This window comes from Chryseobacterium sp. CT-SW4, assembly GCF_048572715.1.
In the GTDB taxonomy this organism is placed as follows: domain Bacteria; phylum Bacteroidota; class Bacteroidia; order Flavobacteriales; family Weeksellaceae; genus Chryseobacterium.
In genome coordinates, this window is record NZ_CP183840.1 from 3656600 (window position 1) to 3677411 (window position 20812).

The 20812-nt window shown below is 36.2% G+C and carries 23 protein-coding genes; 4 read left to right on the forward strand and 19 right to left on the reverse strand.

All coding sequences use genetic code 11. The features are described from left to right. Positions 1-21 precede the first annotated feature (21 nt). Positions 22-2772: a hypothetical protein gene (locus ABJ974_RS16540; protein WP_419869318.1), complete on the reverse strand. Its 2751-nt coding sequence runs from the start codon at positions 2770-2772 to the stop codon at positions 22-24. Between the two features lie 345 nt (positions 2773-3117). Between ABJ974_RS16540 and ABJ974_RS16545 the strand changes: the two genes are divergently transcribed. Then, positions 3118-3999 (forward strand): cupin-like domain-containing protein, encoded by an 882-nt coding sequence (locus ABJ974_RS16545; protein ID WP_419869319.1) that lies wholly within the window; start codon positions 3118-3120, stop codon positions 3997-3999. Between the two features lie 38 nt (positions 4000-4037). On the opposite strand, the gene ABJ974_RS16550 is transcribed toward ABJ974_RS16545, so the two are convergent. The 18 genes from ABJ974_RS16550 to ABJ974_RS16635 form a co-directional block, all read right to left on the reverse strand. Further along, positions 4038-5762, reverse strand: coding sequence for a M14 family metallopeptidase (locus tag ABJ974_RS16550; RefSeq protein ID WP_419869320.1), 1725 nt, complete (start codon positions 5760-5762; stop codon positions 4038-4040). Positions 5763-6044: 282 nt separating this feature from the next. Then, the gene (locus ABJ974_RS16555) at positions 6045-6791 is read right to left on the reverse strand and encodes a metallophosphoesterase family protein (protein WP_419869321.1); all 747 of its coding nucleotides are present in this window, start codon (positions 6789-6791) and stop codon (positions 6045-6047) included. Next, entirely contained in the window at positions 6788-7330 is a 543-nt protein-coding gene (locus tag ABJ974_RS16560; protein WP_419869322.1) for an RNA 2'-phosphotransferase, read from the reverse strand. Before ABJ974_RS16560 ends, ABJ974_RS16555 begins: the two co-directional genes overlap by 4 nt. Before the next feature lie 9 nt (positions 7331-7339). After that, complete coding sequence (locus tag ABJ974_RS16565) at positions 7340-8281, reverse strand: ADP-ribosylglycohydrolase family protein (protein WP_419869323.1); 942 nt, start codon at positions 8279-8281, stop codon at positions 7340-7342. Continuing rightward, entirely contained in the window at positions 8278-8964 is a 687-nt protein-coding gene (locus ABJ974_RS16570) for an SIR2 family NAD-dependent protein deacylase (protein WP_419869324.1), read from the reverse strand. Before ABJ974_RS16570 ends, ABJ974_RS16565 begins: the two co-directional genes overlap by 4 nt. Continuing rightward, positions 8964-9482, reverse strand: a complete 519-nt coding sequence (locus tag ABJ974_RS16575) for an O-acetyl-ADP-ribose deacetylase (RefSeq protein WP_419869325.1) — start codon at positions 9480-9482, stop codon at positions 8964-8966. The genes ABJ974_RS16570 and ABJ974_RS16575 overlap by 1 nt, the downstream gene beginning before the upstream one ends. A gap of 96 nt (positions 9483-9578) precedes the next feature. Then, complete coding sequence (locus tag ABJ974_RS16580; protein WP_419869326.1) at positions 9579-9905, reverse strand: DUF4291 family protein; 327 nt, start codon at positions 9903-9905, stop codon at positions 9579-9581. A gap of 10 nt (positions 9906-9915) precedes the next feature. Continuing rightward, on the reverse strand, positions 9916-10392 hold the full coding sequence (locus ABJ974_RS16585; RefSeq protein WP_419869327.1) for a macro domain-containing protein: 477 nt from the start codon (positions 10390-10392) through the stop codon (positions 9916-9918). After that, positions 10389-10808 (reverse strand): ADP-ribosylation/crystallin J1, encoded by a 420-nt coding sequence (locus ABJ974_RS16590; RefSeq protein ID WP_419869328.1) that lies wholly within the window; start codon positions 10806-10808, stop codon positions 10389-10391. The genes ABJ974_RS16585 and ABJ974_RS16590 overlap by 4 nt, the downstream gene beginning before the upstream one ends. A gap of 9 nt (positions 10809-10817) precedes the next feature. Then, positions 10818-11726: a diacylglycerol kinase catalytic domain-containing protein gene (locus tag ABJ974_RS16595; RefSeq protein WP_419869329.1), complete on the reverse strand. Its 909-nt coding sequence runs from the start codon at positions 11724-11726 to the stop codon at positions 10818-10820. A gap of 8 nt (positions 11727-11734) precedes the next feature. Beyond that, a complete protein-coding gene (locus ABJ974_RS16600; RefSeq protein ID WP_419869330.1) occupies positions 11735-12742 on the reverse strand; it encodes an SPFH domain-containing protein in 1008 nt (335 codons plus the stop codon). A 64-nt stretch (positions 12743-12806) separates the two neighbouring features. Then, complete coding sequence (locus tag ABJ974_RS16605) at positions 12807-13349, reverse strand: NADAR family protein (protein ID WP_419869331.1); 543 nt, start codon at positions 13347-13349, stop codon at positions 12807-12809. A gap of 107 nt (positions 13350-13456) precedes the next feature. Further along, entirely contained in the window at positions 13457-14140 is a 684-nt protein-coding gene (locus tag ABJ974_RS16610; protein ID WP_419869332.1) for an NUDIX hydrolase, read from the reverse strand. A gap of 55 nt (positions 14141-14195) precedes the next feature. Beyond that, entirely contained in the window at positions 14196-15056 is an 861-nt protein-coding gene (gene dinD, locus ABJ974_RS16615; RefSeq protein WP_419869333.1) for a DNA damage-inducible protein D, read from the reverse strand. A gap of 73 nt (positions 15057-15129) precedes the next feature. Next, a complete protein-coding gene (gene lepA, locus ABJ974_RS16620; RefSeq protein ID WP_419869334.1) occupies positions 15130-16926 on the reverse strand; it encodes a translation elongation factor 4 in 1797 nt (598 codons plus the stop codon). Between the two features lie 254 nt (positions 16927-17180). Beyond that, the gene (locus ABJ974_RS16625; protein WP_419869335.1) at positions 17181-17690 is read right to left on the reverse strand and encodes a hypothetical protein; all 510 of its coding nucleotides are present in this window, start codon (positions 17688-17690) and stop codon (positions 17181-17183) included. Between the two features lie 5 nt (positions 17691-17695). Beyond that, on the reverse strand, positions 17696-18256 hold the full coding sequence (locus ABJ974_RS16630) for a hypothetical protein (protein ID WP_419869336.1): 561 nt from the start codon (positions 18254-18256) through the stop codon (positions 17696-17698). Positions 18257-18273: 17 nt separating this feature from the next. Beyond that, positions 18274-18825 carry an RNA polymerase sigma factor gene (locus ABJ974_RS16635; protein WP_419869337.1) on the reverse strand — a complete coding sequence of 184 codons (552 nt, stop codon included), beginning with the start codon at positions 18823-18825 and terminating at the stop codon, positions 18274-18276. A 96-nt stretch (positions 18826-18921) separates the two neighbouring features. Here ABJ974_RS16635 and ABJ974_RS16640 point away from each other — a divergent pair, with 96 nt between their 5' ends. From ABJ974_RS16640 to ABJ974_RS16650, 3 genes are read left to right on the forward strand one after another with little or no spacing between them, the layout of a single operon-like run. Beyond that, a complete protein-coding gene (locus ABJ974_RS16640; RefSeq protein WP_419869338.1) occupies positions 18922-19671 on the forward strand; it encodes a Rossmann-like and DUF2520 domain-containing protein in 750 nt (249 codons plus the stop codon). Then, complete coding sequence (locus ABJ974_RS16645; protein ID WP_419869339.1) at positions 19661-20179, forward strand: KdsC family phosphatase; 519 nt, start codon at positions 19661-19663, stop codon at positions 20177-20179. Before ABJ974_RS16640 ends, ABJ974_RS16645 begins: the two co-directional genes overlap by 11 nt. A 10-nt stretch (positions 20180-20189) precedes the next feature. Continuing rightward, the gene (locus ABJ974_RS16650; RefSeq protein WP_419869340.1) at positions 20190-20744 is read left to right on the forward strand and encodes a Maf family protein; all 555 of its coding nucleotides are present in this window, start codon (positions 20190-20192) and stop codon (positions 20742-20744) included. Positions 20745-20812 lie beyond the last annotated feature (68 nt).

Genomic DNA, 20812 nt, shown 5'->3' on the forward strand with positions numbered 1-20812 from the left:
CGTTGGAGATTGGTTTTATTTTTATTTAAAGTTGAACTTTACGGCTAACATGACCTGGCTTGGACGAAGCTGTATTCTCGTGTAAGAAATACTATTTGTAGAAGCGTTTATATTATAGGTCTCAAACACTTTTCTGTTGGCAATATTCATCCATTTCAGTTCAAAGTCGATTTTCTTTTTTGCCCATGTAAACTGGTAGGAAACGTCATAAAATGCATTGGTATACTTGGTATCTTCCAGTTTAGAATTGATCTGATCCCAGTTAAATCCGATAGTATGGTTTTCGATAGGATAGAAAAACACTGCAAGATTATGATTATAGCCTTTGTTTATCCCCAATCTCCCTCCATTACTGATAAGTCCAATGTTTTCCTGCTTATTTCGTGAAAGACTTAAATTATAATCTACACTCATCCAGCTGAAATAGGTATTATTAAATTTAAATCCATAGCTCTGCGAGTTATTTTTATTCTGGTATTGATTATCATCCAAAAATGCGTCTGATTTAGAAGTCGTATTATTATAGCTTATGGAAGCATTAGTCTTAAATTTTGGGAAATATTTACCTATTTCTGCGCTATATGTATTACTTTTAGCATGGTTTTCCTGCTCTCTGTACTGCATTAAAGTAAAACCGGTTGTAGCATCCAGGATAGGAGAAGAAAGTAAATTTCTTTTGCTGTCACTTAACCTGTAATTAACATTAAAGAAAAGGTTATTTAATGGATTTCTATATTCAAGTCTGGCTCCTCCGCTTTTTGTATTGGTTTCCGGAATCGGATTCGTAGGACTCATTACATTAAAGCCACCAGGACTTAATAGCATGTACCCTGCATAGGCAGATTGTATATCTCCAAAGTTATTGGTGATACTCCCGTTCACACTTGCTTTAAAGAAAGATGCAAATGAATACTGAGCGAATACATTGGGTGTAAATGTTGTTTTGTTTAAAGATTTGGAAACATTTCTAAGTCCGTCTTCTGCTTTAATATTATTGAAGTTTACAGGAATTGTAGCAAATAAACTCCAAGCCTCAGATTTATAGTTTACCCCTAATGATGCTGATGGTATTACTTCTGTAAATCTTAAATCATTTTCATACATCGGATCATTGAAGTTAGGAGGTATATCTCCCGGAATATTTGGATTCGGAAGGGCAACCCCATTAAAATTTGTAACTAATTTATCGGAAGAAAAATCAATACCCACTTGTGGAGTAAACGTCCATCCTTTTGATGTAAAGCTGATATTGGCAGAGTGTGAAGTATCCAATGTTTTAATCCTAAAGTTTTGGACAGCCAAGGTCCCCGGAGCAAAATTGATAGTGGAAATCGAGTCTGAAACAGGATTTCTGTATGGAATCTGTAAATAGCTCGCCGGTGAAACTTCTAATGTCTGTTTATCATCCTGATAGTTAATATAGGATTTTAGATTAATCATCTTTTCTTTCCATGGAATAATGGTACTTAGTGAGTTTTGGAAAGATGATGTCGGAGATTCTACAGATTCATTCCCCAGCCTTCCTTCTCTTGTTGCAACTGCTCTATCTGCATTCCAAAACTGGCTGAAGCTTGTTGTATTCTTAAAAAATCCTTTTTTAGCATTTTTGGTAAATGTAAATTCACCTTTTAATTTATCCGTATAAAAATTATTTCTTGTGCTTGTAAGTACGGTGGATCGTATATTTCCATCGGGGCCAAAATATCTGGTCTCTACCTCATCTTCTCTTTCTACGGCATTATTCGTATAGTTGGCATTGGCTTTCAGTTCCCATTCTTTTTTCTTATCAATATTGGTAAGATAGTTGGCCGATAAATAGTGAACATTGTTCATTAAATATCTTTTTACAGGAAGATTGGGAGTACTTGCAGTTTCCACATTCAACCAGTCATTTTGTGACGCATTGATTCTTCTTCCTTCCCATCCGCTTCCAAATGCAAGGATATTTCCTTCATTTTCTACCTGCTCTCCCATGTTATTGGTTTTATAGTTGACAACCCACTGGCTTTTCTGTCCGAAAAACATAGGAGTCAGTTTTACATTCCACAGCCATGGATCTCCAAACCCACTTCCTACTTCTCCTCTACCCGTCATTGTTACTGAGTTTTTCAACTTAATATTAATAGCCGCCTGATCGGAAGGTATCTTATCCTGCAGTATTTTTACAGGCTGGTGATTTTCCAGTACTTCCACCTTTTGTACGGCATCTTTCGGAAGGGAATTGCTAATAGTTCCATATCCTCCTTCCATTAAGTCTTTTCCGTTTACATAAAATTTGTTGATTGCATTTCCCTGATAGAGGATTGTCCCGTCTGTATTTACTTCAATTCCGGGAATTTTTTTCATTACATCTGCCAGTGTCCTGTCGCTTTTACTGTCGAATGCTTTAAGGTCATACGCGATGGTATCTCCCCTGGCTGTAATCATTTTTGTTTTCAGCTGCACTTCTTTAATTTCTGTGGCTTCGGACTGCATTTTGAAATTAAGAGTCTGATCGCTATTGCTGATCTGTCTGGTTAATGATTTCTGATTAAATGCTTTCACCTTCAGGTCTACATTGGATTCGGCGGAAGTAAAAGTTACTTTATATTCTCCCTTGGAGTTCGTAATTCCATAGGCAAGAATAGCATCCTTTCCAGGCTCTCCAATGGTAACACTGGCACTGGGAATCGCAACTCCATCTTCATCGGTAATTTTACCTGTAACTGTTTTCTGAGCAAAAGATAACACTCCAAAAAACAATAACAGAAAAAGGGAAAGTTTCTTTTTCATAATTATTATTTGTGTAATTAGTTAAAACTAAAAAGGTTTTGTTACACCCTCTATATGGATGGTTTTTGAATGGAAAAGTTAAAATTCTCTTTATCACTATGCTTATAGTGATCGTATTTTTCTTTTTTCTTTAAAGTTTTTAATTTTTTATTGATTTATTTTTTGATTATACCATATAAGTTAGAATTATTCAAAATAAGAATTTTTCTTTCATATAATTTTCCATAAAATATTAAATAAGTTTTCATATAAAAAGGTGATTAAGGTCATAGATTAAAAAAAACTTAAAGTCTCGCTCGTAAAAATTAATTTAATAATTTTGTAACATTAAAAAATTTATTTAAAATGGGAGTTATTTTAAAACCAATTGATGTGGTTGACGATATCACGCAAGAAGAGTTCCGTGAAAAATACCTAAAACCGAGAATCCCTGTTGTTATTAAAAATATGGCCCGTAAATGGCCCGCCTACCAAAAATGGACTTTGGATTATATGAAGGAAGTGGTAGGAGATGTTACTGTCCCATTGTATGATAGTTCCAAAGCTGATCCTTCAGCTCCTATTAATGCATCCGCTGCAGAAATGAAGTTCGGAGATTATATAGACTTAATTGAAAAGGAACCTACTGATCTTAGAATCTTCCTTTTTGATCCAATCAAATATGCACCTAAGCTTTTAGATGATTATGTTTTTCCAAAAGAACTGATGGGTGGATTTTTAGATAAATATCCCAATATGTTTTTCGGAGGAAAAGGATCGGTAACTTTCTTACATTTCGATATTGATATGGCTCATATTTTCCATACGCATTTCAATGGCAGAAAGCATATTCTTTTATTCGATTATAAATGGAAAGAAAGATTATATCAGATTCCTTATGCTACTTATTCACTCGAGGATTACGATATAGAACATCCTGATTTTAAGAACTTTCCGGCCTTAGATGGAGTGGAAGGGATTGAGTGTTTCCTTGAGCATGGCGACACTTTATTTATGCCGACCGGATGGTGGCACTGGATGAAGTATCTGGACGGAAGTTTCTCTATTTCCTTGAGAGCATGGGATAAATCCTGGGCAGTAAAAGCTCATTCTCTTTGGAATTTAACGGTACAAAGAAAGTTTGACAGCTTTATGAAAGCCCGTTTCAAAAAGAGATATATGGACTGGAAGGAAAGAAAAGCCATTCAGAGAGCCAATAACGCATTGCAAAAAGGCTTACCTAAATAATATAAAGGGATGTTTCATGTGAAACGTCCCTTTTACTTTTATAAAATTCTATACACAGGATATTGCCTGAAAGTTTTTTCTTCAAAGTAAGGGGAATGCTTATATAGCCAATCAAGCTGTGCTTCCCCATCTTCTGCCATCTTTGGATCTTTAGCTTTTTGAGCTTCCAACTTTTCCCTGAGCGTTTTATCTTTCTTCAATAATTCAGCAGCAGTATCTTCAAAAATATAAGCCGAATAGTATTCTTTCTGAGCCAGTATTCCATCAAAGAAATTCCAGTTGAAAAATGAGTCGAGCGCCTCAGGCTCCAATGTCTCTATGATGTATTTTACCCCTTCCTGCTGGGTAGGAACTATGTAATCCCCTGCGGCAAAAATTCTTTTCTGATCGAATTTATCTACGGTTGTTTCATAGTGGAGATAATGCCCCTCGTAAGGGTTCTTTACGGTTTTAAAGTCTTTAATCCGGTAAGATTCAACAGTAATAACGCTATCCTTCTGTAATGGTTTCATGAAAATTTTATTTCTTTTAAATGCTTCAATCACCTTGTATTCGGACTGAGGAATCACATAGTATTCAGGAATGGTAATATAGCCCGTAGGTTCAGCAGTAGTAAAAAGTTTTATTTTTTTGGTAAAGGGTTTATTTCTGTCATAATATAGGCGAGGCCTACCGGAAATTTCACTGGGTTTATAGGCTCCTTCGTAGCCTTTAAAATCCATAGTAGTGAATTTAGTTGAGTCTATTTTCCAACGGATTCCGTAAGGCTTTCCTACCTGATACTGTTTTAAGTTTTCTAAACGGAGCTTCTTTATTTTTTTATAGTCTTTATCAAGATTCTGAAGGTTAACCAACATATATTTATAGGTAGCATCCACCCTTTTATCATAAGGTTTCAGCATATGGGTTTCCGGAACTGTTCCAAGGGAATTGAATAAGGCAGTATAACCGGTAGAATATCTGGGTGAGTCTTCAAAGGTCGCAAATCCTATATCGGGAACATCACCATGGATATTGACGTAGGGAGTACTTTCATAGCCCAATTTCTTTAAGTCTTCAAGGTTTTTAGCCTGATAGTCATTATAAAAGTATTGTCCGAGAACGTTGCCCAGTCTTTCTTTAAATGTCGAGATATAGGTGAAGGTGTATTGATAATCCGCTCCATTACTCACATGATTATCAATAAAAACATCAGGTTTTAACCAGTGGTATATTTCCTGAAAACTTCGTGCGTTTTTGGAATCGGCTTTAATAAAATCCCTGTTAAGATCATAGTTTCTCGCATTTCCTCTGAACCCATATTGCTCAGGCCCATTTTGGTTAGCTCTGGAATATGCTCCCCTGTTTTGCATTCCGCTTACATTATAAGCTGATATGGCTGCAATAATAAAGTTCTGTGGTGACTTTATCTTTTGAGTGGCGAGATCGTGTATCAGCATCATAGTGGCATCAATTCCGTCTGGTTCTCCGGGGTGAATTCCGTTATTGACGAATAAAACGGCTTTTTCTTTTCTGAGTTTCTCAATATTTTTTTCAGGAAAAGGATTGTAAAGGACTACGTAAATAGGTTTTCCGTTATCATCTTCTCCTTTCTTTAGGTATTGGACGGTGTTAAAGTTTTTTGCAAGGGTTGTGTAGTAGGTGTTCATTTCCTCGTAAGTGACTGTTTGGTTGCCATTTCCTTTTTCAAAGGGGGTTTGGAATATGTTTTGGGCAAGGAATAGGGAGGAGGTTAGGGAGAGTAGGAGGTATTGTAGTTTCATGGAAGTCTGGTTTTTTTGGTTTTAAAATTACTTGAAATTTTGTGATAGGAGGTGATGGTGCTGAAGATTTTTATTTTGGCTCGCAGATTAGGCTGATTACGCAGATTTTTAAGATGTCCAGAAGGAAGGGGTATTGTTTTATTATTTATGGGAAGATGAGTTTTTTAAGTTTAAATTATTGAAATTTGTAAGAGAGGTGAAGGGTGCGGGGGTTTATTTTGGATTGCGGATTAGGCGGATTATGCAGCCATTTTTTGAAAAATTGTTGGGATTTGTTGTTTTTTAATCTTGGAGACTGCTGCTGTTTCTTCCTTTTTCCCTGGGATAAAGGGTGGGAAGAGGATCGCTTTGCCAGAATTCTTTGGTTTCAATATCCATGATGGAAAGTGATCCGGTAAAGGCTGCTCCTGTATCCAAATTCCAGATATTTGCTTTATTTAAGGGCTTTTTGACACCTAGGTATAGTGTAGGTGTGTGTCCTATGTAGATTTCTTTATAAAGAAGAAGTCTTTTAGGATAGAGCTCTGAGTTTTTATTTAATTTTTTATCCATTGAAACTGCTGTTTCCCAAAGGGTACGGTCCCACCGGTAATTACTGGAGTACACTTCATTTTCCGGGCCATGCATAGAGGAATAGCCGGCATGAATAAATAACCTATTTTCCTCATCTACGTAATAGTTTTTCATACTGTGGAAAAATTCAAGATGTCTTTTCCGGTCATCTGAAGAGAAATGTTTGTAGCTTTCCACCGTATTTCTGCCTCCGTTGGCCAGCCATATCTCGGGGCTGGCTCCCGACAGCAACCAGTCTTCACACCATGCATCATGATTTCCTTTGATAAAAATACAGTTTTGCTGTAAGGTAAGACCCATCAGAAATTCAATAATTTGAGCGGACTCACTCCATCCATCCACATAATCTCCCAGGAAGACCAGCTGATCATTCGCGCTTACTTCTGCTCTTTCCAATACTTGTTTCAGGGCTTTAAATCCTCCGTGAATATCTCCTATGACTAATGTTCTGTTCATTTTGAAATATATTTTGCATCTACATAATCCGTAAGCCAAACCTTATTATCGGAAAAGAAAAAGGAAATTCCATCTTCAAACATTTTTCCGGTCCGGATTGTCAGAATAACAGGTTTTCCATGTCTCATCCCGACTTTCATAGCCGTTTCTTTGTCTGAGCTCAGATGGACATGCTGCCTGTTTCTTTTTTCTATTCCTTTTTCTAAGATAGAAGAAATATTTTTCTCAGCTGTTCCATGATAAAGAAATTCCGGTGGCTGCTGAGGAACCAATGCCAGATCTATTTCGATTGAATGTCCCTGGCTGGCTCTTATTCTTGTTTTGTCCTCATTAAAGGCAAATCTTTTTTTATTATTGGTTGCTACTACCTCTTCCAGTTCTTCAAAGGTAATGTTCATTTTTTTCTTTGCCGATTTTTCGAGCAGTTCTTTTACCTCGGCCCAGCCATTCTTATCCAGACTGAGATTAATGGTTTCTGGCTCATGTCTTAATATCAAGCTCAAAAATTTACTTATTCTTTTGGTTTCTTTTTCATTCATGGTTTGTGCTTATTGCATTAATTTATTTTCCAACTTATTGCATAATTCTTTTATATCGTCTTTTCTTACAAGCTCAGAGATCCACTCTTCAGGGATATTATCATATCCATAGTAGATTCCGGCAAGTCCTCCCGTAATTGCACCTGTGGTATCTGTATCTTCACCCAGATTAACAGCTTTTAAAACAGCCTCGGAATAAGATTCTGAGTTTAGAAAGCACCACAAGGATGCTTCCAGGCTATGGAGAACATATCCACTACTATTAATTTCATCTTCTTTATACCCGGAGATATCATTTTTTAAGATCTTATCAAAAAGCTCGGTTTCTTTTGGACTAAATAATTGTTTTTCAGCATATTTCAAGGTTATTTTTTGCATAGAAGCATAGGCTTCCTTTTTATTTTTACCCTTGATCAACTGAATGGCAAAATTTATGTAAATAAAACAGGCAAAAACGGAACGAAAATGTCCATGGGTAATGGATGAGACTTCTTTTACTGTCTGATATAGTGTTTGAATATCTTTTTCATCTTTAAGATAGAAAGCCAGCGGAAGAATTCTCATTAAGGAACCATTCCCATTGTCTTCCTCAAAAATATTCCCTGAAAACCTGGCACTTTCTCCTTTAACTAATCTCGCAATGGAATGTCTTGTTGTTCCTCCGATATCGAAAAACTTTCCATGTGCGGTCCAGTGTCCGTATAAATACCATTTAACAAAGCTTTTTCCTATTTTTTCCAAATCATAGCCCTTTGTCAGCTCTTCTGCAAGACAAAGTGTCAAAGAGCTATCATCGCTCCATGTCCCCTTTGGCTGATTCCAGGACATATATTCCAAATATTGTTTAACAGGATTCTTTTTCAAATCTTCTCTTCTCCTGAACTCTACAGGGACTCCTAATGCATCACCAATACAAAGTCCAAAAACGCCTGCCTTTAGTCTACTTTTCATGCTATATTTACTAACTTATCAAATAAAAGCCTCATTCCTTTGGTGGCATTTTCTTTAATTACTACCGCTCTGTTTCCAAAGCTCATCTCCGTTTCATTGGGATTGATCACGATTAGCAAACAATCATCTTTGATTTCATGAAGTAATCCTGCTGCCGGATACACCTGCAAAGAGGTTCCGATCACCACCAATATATCTGCTTCTCTTACCATTTCTCTGGCTGTCTGGTATAATGGAACATCTTCTCCAAACCAAACGATAAATGGCCTTAATTGAGCTCCGTCTTCCGCTTTGTCCCCAATATTGATATCTCCTTTCTGCTCATATATCAGATTTTTATTTTTAGATGAACATGATTTAAATAATTCTCCATGGATATGAAGAATATGGGTGGATCCGGCTCTTTCATGAAGATCATCAATATTCTGAGTAATGATCTGAACATCAAAATATTTTTCCAGTTCTGCCAGTAGCTGATGGGCTTCATTAGGTTCCACTTCATGAAGCTGACGGCGTCTCTGATTATAGAATTCCAGTACTAAAGCTCTGTCTTTTCTCCATCCTTCAGGACTTGCTACATCTGTTACATTATGGTTTTCCCACAGACCATCTCCATCCCTGAATGTCTTTATTCCACTTTCGGCGCTTATTCCGGCACCGCTTAATATCGTTAATTTTTTCATTATTTCTTTCTTAATTTTTGGTTGTAAATCCGTTCATTTTCTTCATCATAACATACAAAAATCACCTTCTTTATTCTTTTATATTCAAAATTCTGAACTTCTTTCACAGCAATTTCGGCTGCCAACTCTTTGGGAAATCTGTAAATTCCGGTACTGATGTTAGGAAAAGCAATGGTTTTAACATCAAGCCTTTCTGCCAGTTTCAAAGAATTTATGTAACAATTAGCCAAAAGTTTTGTTCCTTTTTCTTCATCACCATTCCAGACCGGTCCTACGGTATGGATCACATAGGTAGCGGAAAGGTTTCCGGCTGAGGTTACCACTGCTTCACCGGTAGCACATTTTCCCTGCATGTTTCTGATCTGCACACATTCTTCCAGAATTTGTTTCCCTCCTGCCCTGTGTATAGCTCCATCTACCCCACCGCCTCCTAATAAAGAGGAATTAGCTGCATTAACGATAGCATCTGCTTGTATTTTAGTGATGTCACCTTTGACAAGCTCTATTATTGGTGTCATATTAATCTTAATTTTTTATTGAGATGATCATCTTTAAATAAAAGAGGCTTTTCTTCCGGAATTACTAATTCATCAAGTTCATTTTTCAGTACAAAATCATATTGATCTTTCACGTACTGAGTTTTCCAGATACTTTCGGAAAGCGGTCAACTTTAAATGTATAGCCAATACAGATTCCTGTCCTTCTTTTTTGCCCCACCCGTTTCTAAACATCATCCAAAGAAAATTAGGTTTAATCCAGGTCATTCTTGTCAGGCTAAAGCTTCCCCCGAAATATTGATTTTTTACAGCAAATTCACCTATTTCCTTCCGATAAGACTGATAAACAATTATTCTCTCATCGTCATATTGAGCCATAATATGGTACCCTTTCTCCGGCCATGATGATAATTGTTCTTTATATTTTTTTAATTTAAGTTTCATTGTAATTATTTTATTCAAAATCATACACATATACCTCAACATCATTTTCCAACAAAGCGTTGGTAATAATCGGTTCTATAATTTCCCATTTTCCTCCTGCCAATCCACATCCGATCCTAGGCATATGAACACTTGCTCTTAAGTTTTTAGCTTCTTTACTAAGTTTTGTTAAACATTTTTCAATAGCTTCATAACGAACCGGGACTCCATTACTACCCGTTTTCATTCCTTTTTGTCCAATCATATTAGCAACATATATATACTTTTCCACCTGAACTATTTGTATCTCCCCCAAGCCAAAATTATTTTTGTTTCTGAAACGGTGCCATTCTCTATATTCTTTTTCCGGCTCTTTCCATCTTTTAGAAACTGCCAGTACAAAACCTTTTCCCCATCCTCCCAAATCATTACAGATATGGGCAATAACCTTAATCCCACTGGCTTGTGGTACTGTTGCATCTCCTTTTAAATAATGTATAGTTTTCATTGCTTTTTTAATTTTAAAATCAGGTTCTCTATTTCCAGACTTTCCGATCTTTTAAAGTGATTGCCTATAAATATTTTTATAACTTCTATATCACCAACTATCGCCTGATTGAATATTTCCAATTCTTCTGAAGGAACCCAAAGTTCATTATGATCTCTAGCCCCTACATTCTGAGCCGGATATTGGTTATATATTTCCTCTGATACTTCAAATCGGGTTACAAATCCGAGATAATTTCCAAAGCCATCTCTTGTATTCCATTTTTCTGCAATTTCTGAAGCGTATTCTTCATTTAAAACCGGATAGAATATGGGCTGCCATTCCAATCTGGGAGGAAATTTTTTATATCCGTTTTTTATGATCAGGATCATTTCCTTTTCTCCTACCGGTCTGTAAAGTATTTTTGTTTCCATCATTAGATTTTTTTAATTCATTACCAAAACAGCCTCTTCTTCTGAAAGCCTGATCTCTGCTGTTGTCCCACTGTTGAACTGTAAAAAGTCCTGCTCAATTCCATCACTAAAGATAAAACCATTATTTGGCATTAATGATTCAATGGTGATCTTATTTCCCCTTTTGATCATTCCTCCGCAAATTTCAGTTTGTGTTCTTTTACTTTTAAAAGGTTCTCTTACCACAAAATACATATCTTCTTCACTGAAGTCGGGATAACCAAATTTTTCTAGCCCCAGCACTCCGAAGGCCATATTAAAAATAGAACTCAACCATCCTGTACTTCCCGTTTTAGTAGAAACAATAATTCCGCTTGAAGAATGGATCTCTTCTTTTCCATTCAGAATGATTTTATATCTTGCCGAGCTATGAGAAGAAATTCCAATGAACAGGTCATTCACCGCCAATAGCTTTTGTCCGTCATTTAAAACAGCCTCTGCAAACTTCATCTTTTTTGCTTTAAAATTTTTGTTGATTACTGCATTTACTCCTTTTACAAAATTCTTACTATTGAAAGGAAGCAATACTCCGTCATATCGTTCTTTGTCCGGATTAACGGCTATAATAGGTATATTTTTAGAATATTTTGCTACATTGGCCACCAATCCGTCCTGTCCTACCACAACGATCAGGTTTTTTTCCGAGAATATAAAAGAGGGTATAAAATCTCTTTCCACTACCTTGTTTTTAATCATCCGGGAAAGACTGGTCTGAACTTCAAGGAAAGACTGATAAAATTTTTCATGCTCTTCCACATATTCCTGAAAGTTTCCGCCGGATCTTTCAATATAAAACTGAGCCTGGGCCTTTGTATTGAATCTTTCAATCAGGGACTCCAGCCTTGTTTTATTCTTGATCAGGATGGCATATTCTACTGACATGTCTTTTTTTATTTTTCGGTGAGTAATGTTTCCAACAGATTAGGGCTGATATTCAGGTTTCCTATTTTCCCTGCATTTTCTGCCAGTTCTCTGAAAGCTAGTGCAATATTGGATCTTGAATCCTGATTTCCGTTTAGCGCATTAAGGATCTTCCAGTCCATTTCTCTATATGGCTTTAAAGACGTTTCCAAAACATATCCCTGAGTTTCCGCCTCTTTTCTGTCATTTTCCGTTTTTTGTTCGATCAGCTGTTTTCTTTGATTTTCTACTGCGATATCGGCAGATACCTTCATCTCTCTAAGAATCTTATTATTCTCTTCCTGCTGAACTTCTGTTTCCATTCTTTTTACTGCGATCTGCTTTTGCTTTTCCTCAACTGCAATTTCCGTATTAAGCTCCGATTCTTTAATTTTTCTTTCCTGTTCAACCGCAAAATTCCTCCTTTCATAAATGGCTTCATCAGCCTGTTGCTGTAACTTCTCTCTGGTTTCAGTTTCTAAGGCCCTTGCCATTTCGGGAGTGGTTTGCACGGCAAGAATATTTACTCCCAGAATCTCAATTCCCATACTAAGAACCGCTTCCGATACCATCAGTCCTTCCAAAATATTTTCTTCAATTTTTTTGGCGGAGCGGATTGCTTCTTTCAAGTTGATATCATGAATAAATGAAGATGTAGAGGTTTGTGCCAGGTTAATAATCCGCTGGTTGAGCTTCTCTATATCGTTTTTCTTGTAAATCCCAGCCTCATTGACTGTAAAATCAAGTACATCGGAAATTGCTCTAGGATCAGTAATCTTATAGCTTATTTGCCCTTGTATTTTAACTGTTTGATAATCAAAAGTATTTTCATTGAATATAAAAGGCAGATCATTACTTCCCATCGGAATGGCAACAATAGAGCTGCTGGGTGCAAAATAAAAGAATGACAGTCCTCTTCCTTCCTTTACTATATTTCCATTTTTATAATGAAAGGTATAGGTCATTGAATCAAATTTGATGTGTCTGAATCCAAACATAGCTTTTAATTTTAAGGGTTAATATTTTTAGTGTTATTTTTACGCAAATTAAGGGTAAATTTTTTTATCCTTTTAATTCATCTCTTACTTCCATCAGGGCAAACCCCAAAAGATTCTGTCCATTCCATTGAAGGGGATTTTCTGCCCGATTATCACTTTCAAGCATTCCTATTCTCCAAATTTTATCATAAGGACTTGCTTCAACAATTATTTTATTTCCTGTTGCCAAAAGAAATTCTTTCAGTTTTTCATTTTGAGAAAACTTCAATAAGTTGCCTCTTTTCACCAAGTCATATTTTTGTTGATCCCAAACAACCGGATCAAAGTTCTTAACTTTTCTGCCTAAACTTTTAGCTTGTTTTGGATTTCCGGAAGCTAAAATTTTATCAAGATTCTCCTGGTCGTTAAACAGCCTTGCCTTTTCTGCCATCATAAAATGTTCCGCTGTTTTATATGTAATTCCGTTTTCTTCAAAACGACATGGGTACCATTGACTGAAACAAGTTTTAGTGATCTGATCTTTAGCTGTGTGTCCCCAGAAAAAAAGGAATTTTATCTTTTCTTTTTTCTGAAATCTTTCTATTGTATTCTGTAAAGAGTATTTCATATTGTGTTATTTTTACGCAAATTTATAAGATCAGGAATTAGTAAGCAAATTTATTTGCGTTTATTTTACGCTAAAATATTTAAATAATTGATTGTCAGATATAAAAATTAAGCTAGTTTTATTTCAAAATAGAATCCCTGTTCTTCCAGTTCTTTGTATTTCTTCTGATTGAAGGTAAATAATTTACCTGGCCGGCCGCTTCCTTCTTTTTTAAAATGTTCGGTTTCATTCAAGAGCTCATAGCTCATAATTTTTTTTCTGAAATTTCTGCGGTCAATTTCCTGCCCGATAATAGTAGTGTAAAGATGTTCAAGGTCGGAAAACGGAAATTCTTCATTCAATAGATTAAATCCTATCGGCTGATATTGTATTTTGGTCCGTAGCCTTTTTAAGGCTGTATCAATAATTTCGTGATGGTCAAATGCCAGTCCGGGTAATTGTTTGATACTGAACCACTGTGCATCTTCCGCATCCGAATCAGCAAACAGTCTATGATAGGAAGGGTTCACAAGCCCCAGAAAGGCCACAGAAACCACTCTATTACGTGGATCTCTACCCACATTACCAAATGTATAGAGTTGTTCTAAAAAATCCGGCTTTATGCCTGCTTCTTCATAGAGTTCTCTTTTTACCGCCGTATCGAGGTTTTCGTTATCCAGAACCAAGCCACCCGGAAGAGCCCACCCTCCTTTGAAAGGGTCTATTTTCCTTTTAATAAGAAGGACCTGTAAATCTTTCCTGTCAAAATAACCAAAAATAACTGCGTCTACGGCGACTTTTATATTCTGCATAAATATTTGCGTTAAGTAGACACAAAATTACGATATTTAAAATAATAAATTAAATTTACTGATCTTTATTCTTTCCATTATTGGGTTTCCTCTTCGTTCCTTTAAGCACTTTTTTTTCATCACTATTCAATTTTCTCTGTAGCTTTTTTACATCTTCTGCAGGAGGTAAATTTTCTGGAATAATTCCTCTATTTGTGAGCATATTTCTAACCGCTAAATTATTATCTATATGTTCTTTTTCTATTTTTGATTGCCCTTGTAAATCTTTAGTTTGAACATTTAGTCCTGTCATCTCAGCTGCTAAATCTTTCGCTTTTATACTAATAGTTGGCAGAAAGTCAGCAACAGGTCTATTGACAGGAACATCCATTTTTCTTTTCAGCATTTGTGTAGTAAGGTGGAAAAGGGCTTGATCTCCCTTGCTTCTTATGATAGCAAATCCCTGATTATCTACACCTCTCTCATATAACACACCTGAAAGCTGTTTCTCCGTCTGACTTAATTTTTCCCTAGCTTTAAGCCTTTCATTTTCCAATAGTCTTTGTTCTACCAATTCTGCCCTTCTGGTCTGAACAGCAAAATAATTTTGAGCAAAAGCAATTTCAACTTTTCTGCTATCCCCATTTTGAGCAATTAAATAACAAGCATACCGTGTCAATAAGAGATCATCAATTTCTTTTTCCGCTCCTTTTGGCATTGGTATCGTTTTCCTGACGTCAGGAAAATGATATTCAATTTGCTCTTCTGCATTTTTACAGGCATCTTTTGCCTTTGTTATTACTTTTTCAAAATTCTCCCATTTACTATAGCCTAATAGCATTTGAAGATCTCTCGCACTCCAGCACTCTACGCCCTCTAAATCCCCTGCTACCTCTTCAAACTTATGAAAGAGACTTCTTATTTCTTCTGATTTCATATAATATTGTGTTTTTATAATTTAAACTAAGTTATCAATAAAAATATATCCCACTTTAAAGTGGGATATATTTTTAATCGTTCAGTTTTAATACTGCCATAAATGCGGACTGCGGTACTTCCACCCTACCAATCTGCTTCATTTTTTTCTTTCCTTCTTTCTGCTTTTCCAAAAGCTTTCGTTTTCTGGAAATATCTCCTCCGTAACATTTTGCAGTTACATCTTTTCTCAATGCTTTAATGGTTTCCCTTGCAATAACCTTCGTTCCCAGAGCTGCCTGAACGGCAATATCAAACTGTTGTCTCGGGATAAGCTCACGAAGTTTTTCACACATTTTCTTTCCAATGTGGTAAGCATTACTGTCATGAATCAGTGAAGAAAGAGCATCTACCATATCTCCGTTAATGAGGATATCCATTTTAACCAGCTTGGAAGCTCTGAATCCGATCGGGTGATAATCAAACGAAGCATATCCTTTGGAAATAGATTTTAATCTGTCATAGAAATCAAAAACCACCTCAGCCAAAGGCATATTGAATATAAGCTCTACTCTATCTGCTGTTAAGTAACTTTGGTTAACAATTTCCCCTCGTTTTTCAATACATAAGGTCATTACAGCCCCTACGAAATCAGATTTTGTTATAATGGAAGCTTTAATAAAAGGTTCTTCTACTCTATCCATAATGGAAGGATCCATCATTTCAGAAGGGTTATTGATCAGAATTGGAACATCCGGTTCTTTTTTCGAATACCCGAAATACGACACGTTCGGAACGGTCGTAATCACATTCATATTGAATTCCCTGTCCAAACGCTCCTGAACGATTTCCATATGCAGCATTCCTAAGAATCCGCAACGGAATCCAAATCCTAAGGCCGCAGAACTTTCAGGTTCAAAGACTAAGGATGCGTCATTCAACCGCAATTTTTCCAATGAAAATCTCAGTTCTTCAAAATCTTCCGAATCGATCGGGTAAATTCCGGCAAATACCATTGGCTTTACTTCTTCAAATCCCTCGATAGGTGCCGCAGCCGGATTTTCAAAAGAAGTGATCGTATCTCCTACTTTTACTTCTCTGGCATCTTTAATACCGGAAACCAGATAACCTACATCTCCACATTCAATGGTCTTCTTAGGAACCTGCTTCAATTTTAAAGTTCCTACCTCATCTGCCCCATATTCTTTTCCTGTAGCGAAAAACTTAATTTTCTCATTCTTGGAAATGCTTCCGTTCACTACTTTAAAGTAAGCTTCAATTCCTCGGAAAGGATTATAAACAGAATCGAATATCAAAGCCTGAAGAGGTCCGTCCGGATCTCCGACAGGTGCCGGAATCCTTTCTACAATCTGCTCCAATAAATGGTGAACTCCTTCTCCTGTTTTTCCGGAAACTCTTAATACATCTTCATATTCACAACCGATTAAGTTCATGATTTCATCCGTTACTTCTTCCGGATTCGCAGAAGGTAAATCTATTTTATTAAGAATCGGAATGATGGTAAGATCATTTTCTAAGGCGAGATAAAGGTTACTGATCGTCTGTGCCTGAATGCTCTGTGCCGCATCTACAATAAGAAGAGCTCCTTCACAGGCGGCAATGGAGCGGGAAACTTCATAGGAAAAGTCTACGTGTCCCGGTGTATCAATAAGGTTTAATATATATTTTTCTCCTTTGTATTCATAATCCATCTGGATAGCGTGGGATTTAATAGTAATTCCACGTTCTTTTTCCAAATCCATATCATCCAGGGTCTGTGACTGCAGCTCCCTTTGAGTCACCGTATTGGTATACTCCAAAAGACGGTCTGCCAGGGTACTTTTACCATGGTCGATATGAGCGATTATGCAAAAATTTCGTATATTTTTCATTTAGGAATCTTGTAATTTGCAAAGATAAAAAAAAGAGAGACAAATTGTCGCTCTTCATGTTATATGTAAAAAATTAATTTACTTCTCTTTAGAAAAATCATATTCTCCGGTAACGATCTATATTCACTTTTTTTCTCAACTTGCTAACAAACCTTTCCTCCCTGTTAAAAACTAAGATAAAATAGCCGTTTGAAAATTAAACGACTCTCACAAAAAAAATTGCAAGAGTCGTCCAACATTAAAAAAATAAACTATTATGGGTTTTGTTTAGCCTTTGGAGCATTTTTCATATCGTGAGGCTTTCTTTCATTCATTTTATCTCTCATCATACCCTCAGATTGAAATAGCTTTAAGACTTTTTGGCAAGGAATGATCTGCTGCATTTTCTCTGCATATTTCCTTCTGTTGTCAAGCAGCTTTTGTCCTACTTCAAAACTTTGTTCAAGTTTCTGTCTGGCTTCCTGATCTGATAGTGTTTCGGTATTAAAATGAGGATTAAACTCACTTTTGATTTGCTTTTGATTTTCTATATATTCATCATATAAAGCGGTAAACCTATCTTTATCTTTAGCTTCAATATCCAGATTATCCACCACCATATTATTTCTAAACTTTTTCAGAAGCTCTTTTCTTTCTTCCGGAGAAAGATTATTGATCACTTCTTTTCTCTGTTTAGGATCCATATTTTTCCAGTCATAATCCGTCCTTTGAGCATTTAAGCCAAGTCCGTAAATAATTAAAAATGTAAATAATATCTTTTTCATCTTTTTTAATTGTATAAATCCAAGTACACGTCCTGAGCCGAATTACTGGCTAATTCTGAAATTTCAGAAGTGGAAAATGTATCTAAAAATTCATTCATTTGAGATTCTGCAGATCCGCTCACCATTCTCACGTTGGACGATTTTTTTACCGTCTTATTTTCTTTTTTGCTTTGAGAATATACGGCAGATTTATTTCCCTGACCCTCAATTGTTTGATTATCTTTTTCTAGAGAAGTTAAATCTGTTTTCAAAGTTTCATAAGCTCTCTGGCTTTCACCCATTTGGGCTTCTCCCTCTGAGGCATATTTATTGGAATCCAACGTTCTGTCAACAATAGTTTTCTGAGGGTTGTTAACCATATCATTGTCCGAATCAAACACAAAAGTTGCCCCGAAAATCAAAGCCAGTGAAGCAGCAGCGGCAAAAGCCCAGTTCAGTTTGAAAACCGGCGCTTTTTTACTTGTCTTAACTTCAGCAAATACACGCTCCTGAACCTTATCAAATAAATGATCAGGAACCTGATAAATGTTTTTGCGTTCTAATTTTTCTATATCAAAATCTTTCATTTTTGTAATTCAAAAGATTATTTTTCGTAATTGTCCTTTATATATTCTTCAATTTTCTGTTTGGCATAATGATAATTTGTTTTTAATGTTCCTACAGACATATCAACAATTTTTGATATTTCTTCATAGGGTAAATCATCATAATACCTCATCATAAATACAAGTTTCTGCTTCTCAGGCAGACTTTGTATAGCATTCTGTAACAGTAGCTGTATCTCTTCCGCATCTTTTTCAGAATTATCTGCTACCAGGTTCTGCATATAATATTCCGCATCTTCATCCGTTTTCTGCATTCTCTTTAATTTATTGATCTGCTGTAATGCTTCATTGGTAGCAATTCTATATAACCATGTATAGAGCTGACTATCATTTTTAAACTGGTGAAAATTCTGATACGCTTTAATGAATGTTTCCTGCAGGGTGTCCTGAGCGAGGTCTGCATCCACAATAATTCTTCTGATATGCCAATACAATCTACTTTGGTAAGCATCCATCAAAGACCGAAGCCCCTGATCCAGGGTTCGGGGATTTTGCATCATCGCGATAATTTCGGCGTCCTTATTCTTCATAAGATGCTTTCATTGTTTTGGATTACAAAAATATCCAAAAGTTAAATTACTTATTCAATTTTCAGTCCAAATATCATAAAATATTATCTTTGTTACATGCAAATTGTAATTATCGGATCCGGAAATGTTGCCTATCATCTGGCAAAAGCCTTTACTCAGAATCAGATTCCTCTGGTTCAGATTTTTGGAAGAAATGAAAATGATCTGAAAAAAATCGCAGAAGAACTTCACATTGATTATTCAACGGATATACTTAAGGAGGCAGATCTGTATATTATCTGCGTAAGTGACCGTTCTGTGGAAGAAGTTTCTGCACTTATCCTGAAAAAAGACTGCCTGGTAGTCCATACTTCGGGTTCACTGCCTAAAGAGATTCTGGCAGGGGAGTACAGAAAAGCCAGCTTTTATCCTCTTCAGACATTTTCAAAATCCAAGGAACTGGAATATGAAAAAATCCCTTTCTTTATAGAAGCGGAAAATGAGAACGACAAAAATATTCTTTTTGAGCTTGCTTCAAAAATCTCCCAAAAGGTAATGGAAAGTACTCATGAAAAGAGAAAGTATATTCATCTTACTGCAGTTTTTGCCTGCAATTTCGTAAACCATCTGTTTACGAGAGCTAAAGAAATCTCAGATTCACAGGATATTCCCTTTGATTATTTTTTACCGTTAATTGATGAGACTGTTCAAAAGATTCATGAGATGGATCCTAAACTTGCACAAACAGGTCCTGCTGTGAGAAATGACGTCCGAATACTGGATTTGCACAAACAGTTATTAAAAGATGAAAGTCTTGAAATTTATGAAACAATAAACCGCTCTATAAAAAAAATGTATGAGTTATAAGGACAAGTTAAAGAATATTAAAGCATTTGTATTTGATGTTGACGGAGTATTCACGGATGGCAGTGTTTATCTGATGCCCGGAGGAAATATGTGCAGGGTAATGAATGTACTTGATGGATATGCAGTGGTAAAAGCTTTAAAAAACAATTATATTATAGGGGTGATTACCGGTGGAAATGATGAAATGGTAAAACACAGGATCAACTATCTGGGTATTCAGGATTATTATGCCAAATCTCATAATAAAATGGTGGATTTTGAACATTTCAAGGCTAAATATAATCTTAAAAATGAAGAGATCCTTACCATGGGTGATGATCTTCCCGATCTGCATATCATGAAAAATTCCGCCATTTCCGCATGTCCTGAAAATGCCGTTCCTGAAATTAAAGGTATCGCCTCTTATATCTCCCTGAAAAAGGGTGGGAGCGGGGCTGTCCGTGATGTGATTGAACAGGTGATGAAGGTCCAGGGGAACTGGCATGATGATAATACTCAATCCGTATAATCTATAATCCATGAAACTACTTTTAGCCTCTCAGTCTCCCCGAAGAAGGGAATTATTGTCCCAACTAGGATTCACTTTTGAAGTGGTCAAAATAGATTGTGAAGAAATTCTGCCCGACCATATCGCTATAGAAGAGTCGGCTGCTTTTCTTTCGCAGTTAAAGGCCCAAACTTTCCGAGCTCTTGCAGAGGAGGAAGTTTTATTAACCGCCGATACCGTCGTTGCCATTGATCACCGATTTCTGGGAAAGCCTAAAGATGAACAGGAAGCCCGGGATATGTTACAGTCTTTATCTGCCAAAACCCATCAGGTTTACACGGGAATTACCATAAAAACCCATGACAGGATTTTTACGGAAACTGATGTGGCGGAGGTAGAATTTGAAGAGCTTTCCGAAGAAGAAATAGACTACTATATCCGTGAATACCACCCATTTGACAAAGCGGGTAGTTATGGTATCCAGGAATGGCTGGGAATGGCCAAAATAAAAAAAATAAACGGAAGTTTTTATACGATAATGGGGCTTCCTACCCATTTGGTTTACAAAATTTTGAAAGAATTATAAATATTTCCAATATAAAATTTTAGTATTTTTACCAAATCATGAAACTGCTTCATAATAAAAAGCAGTTT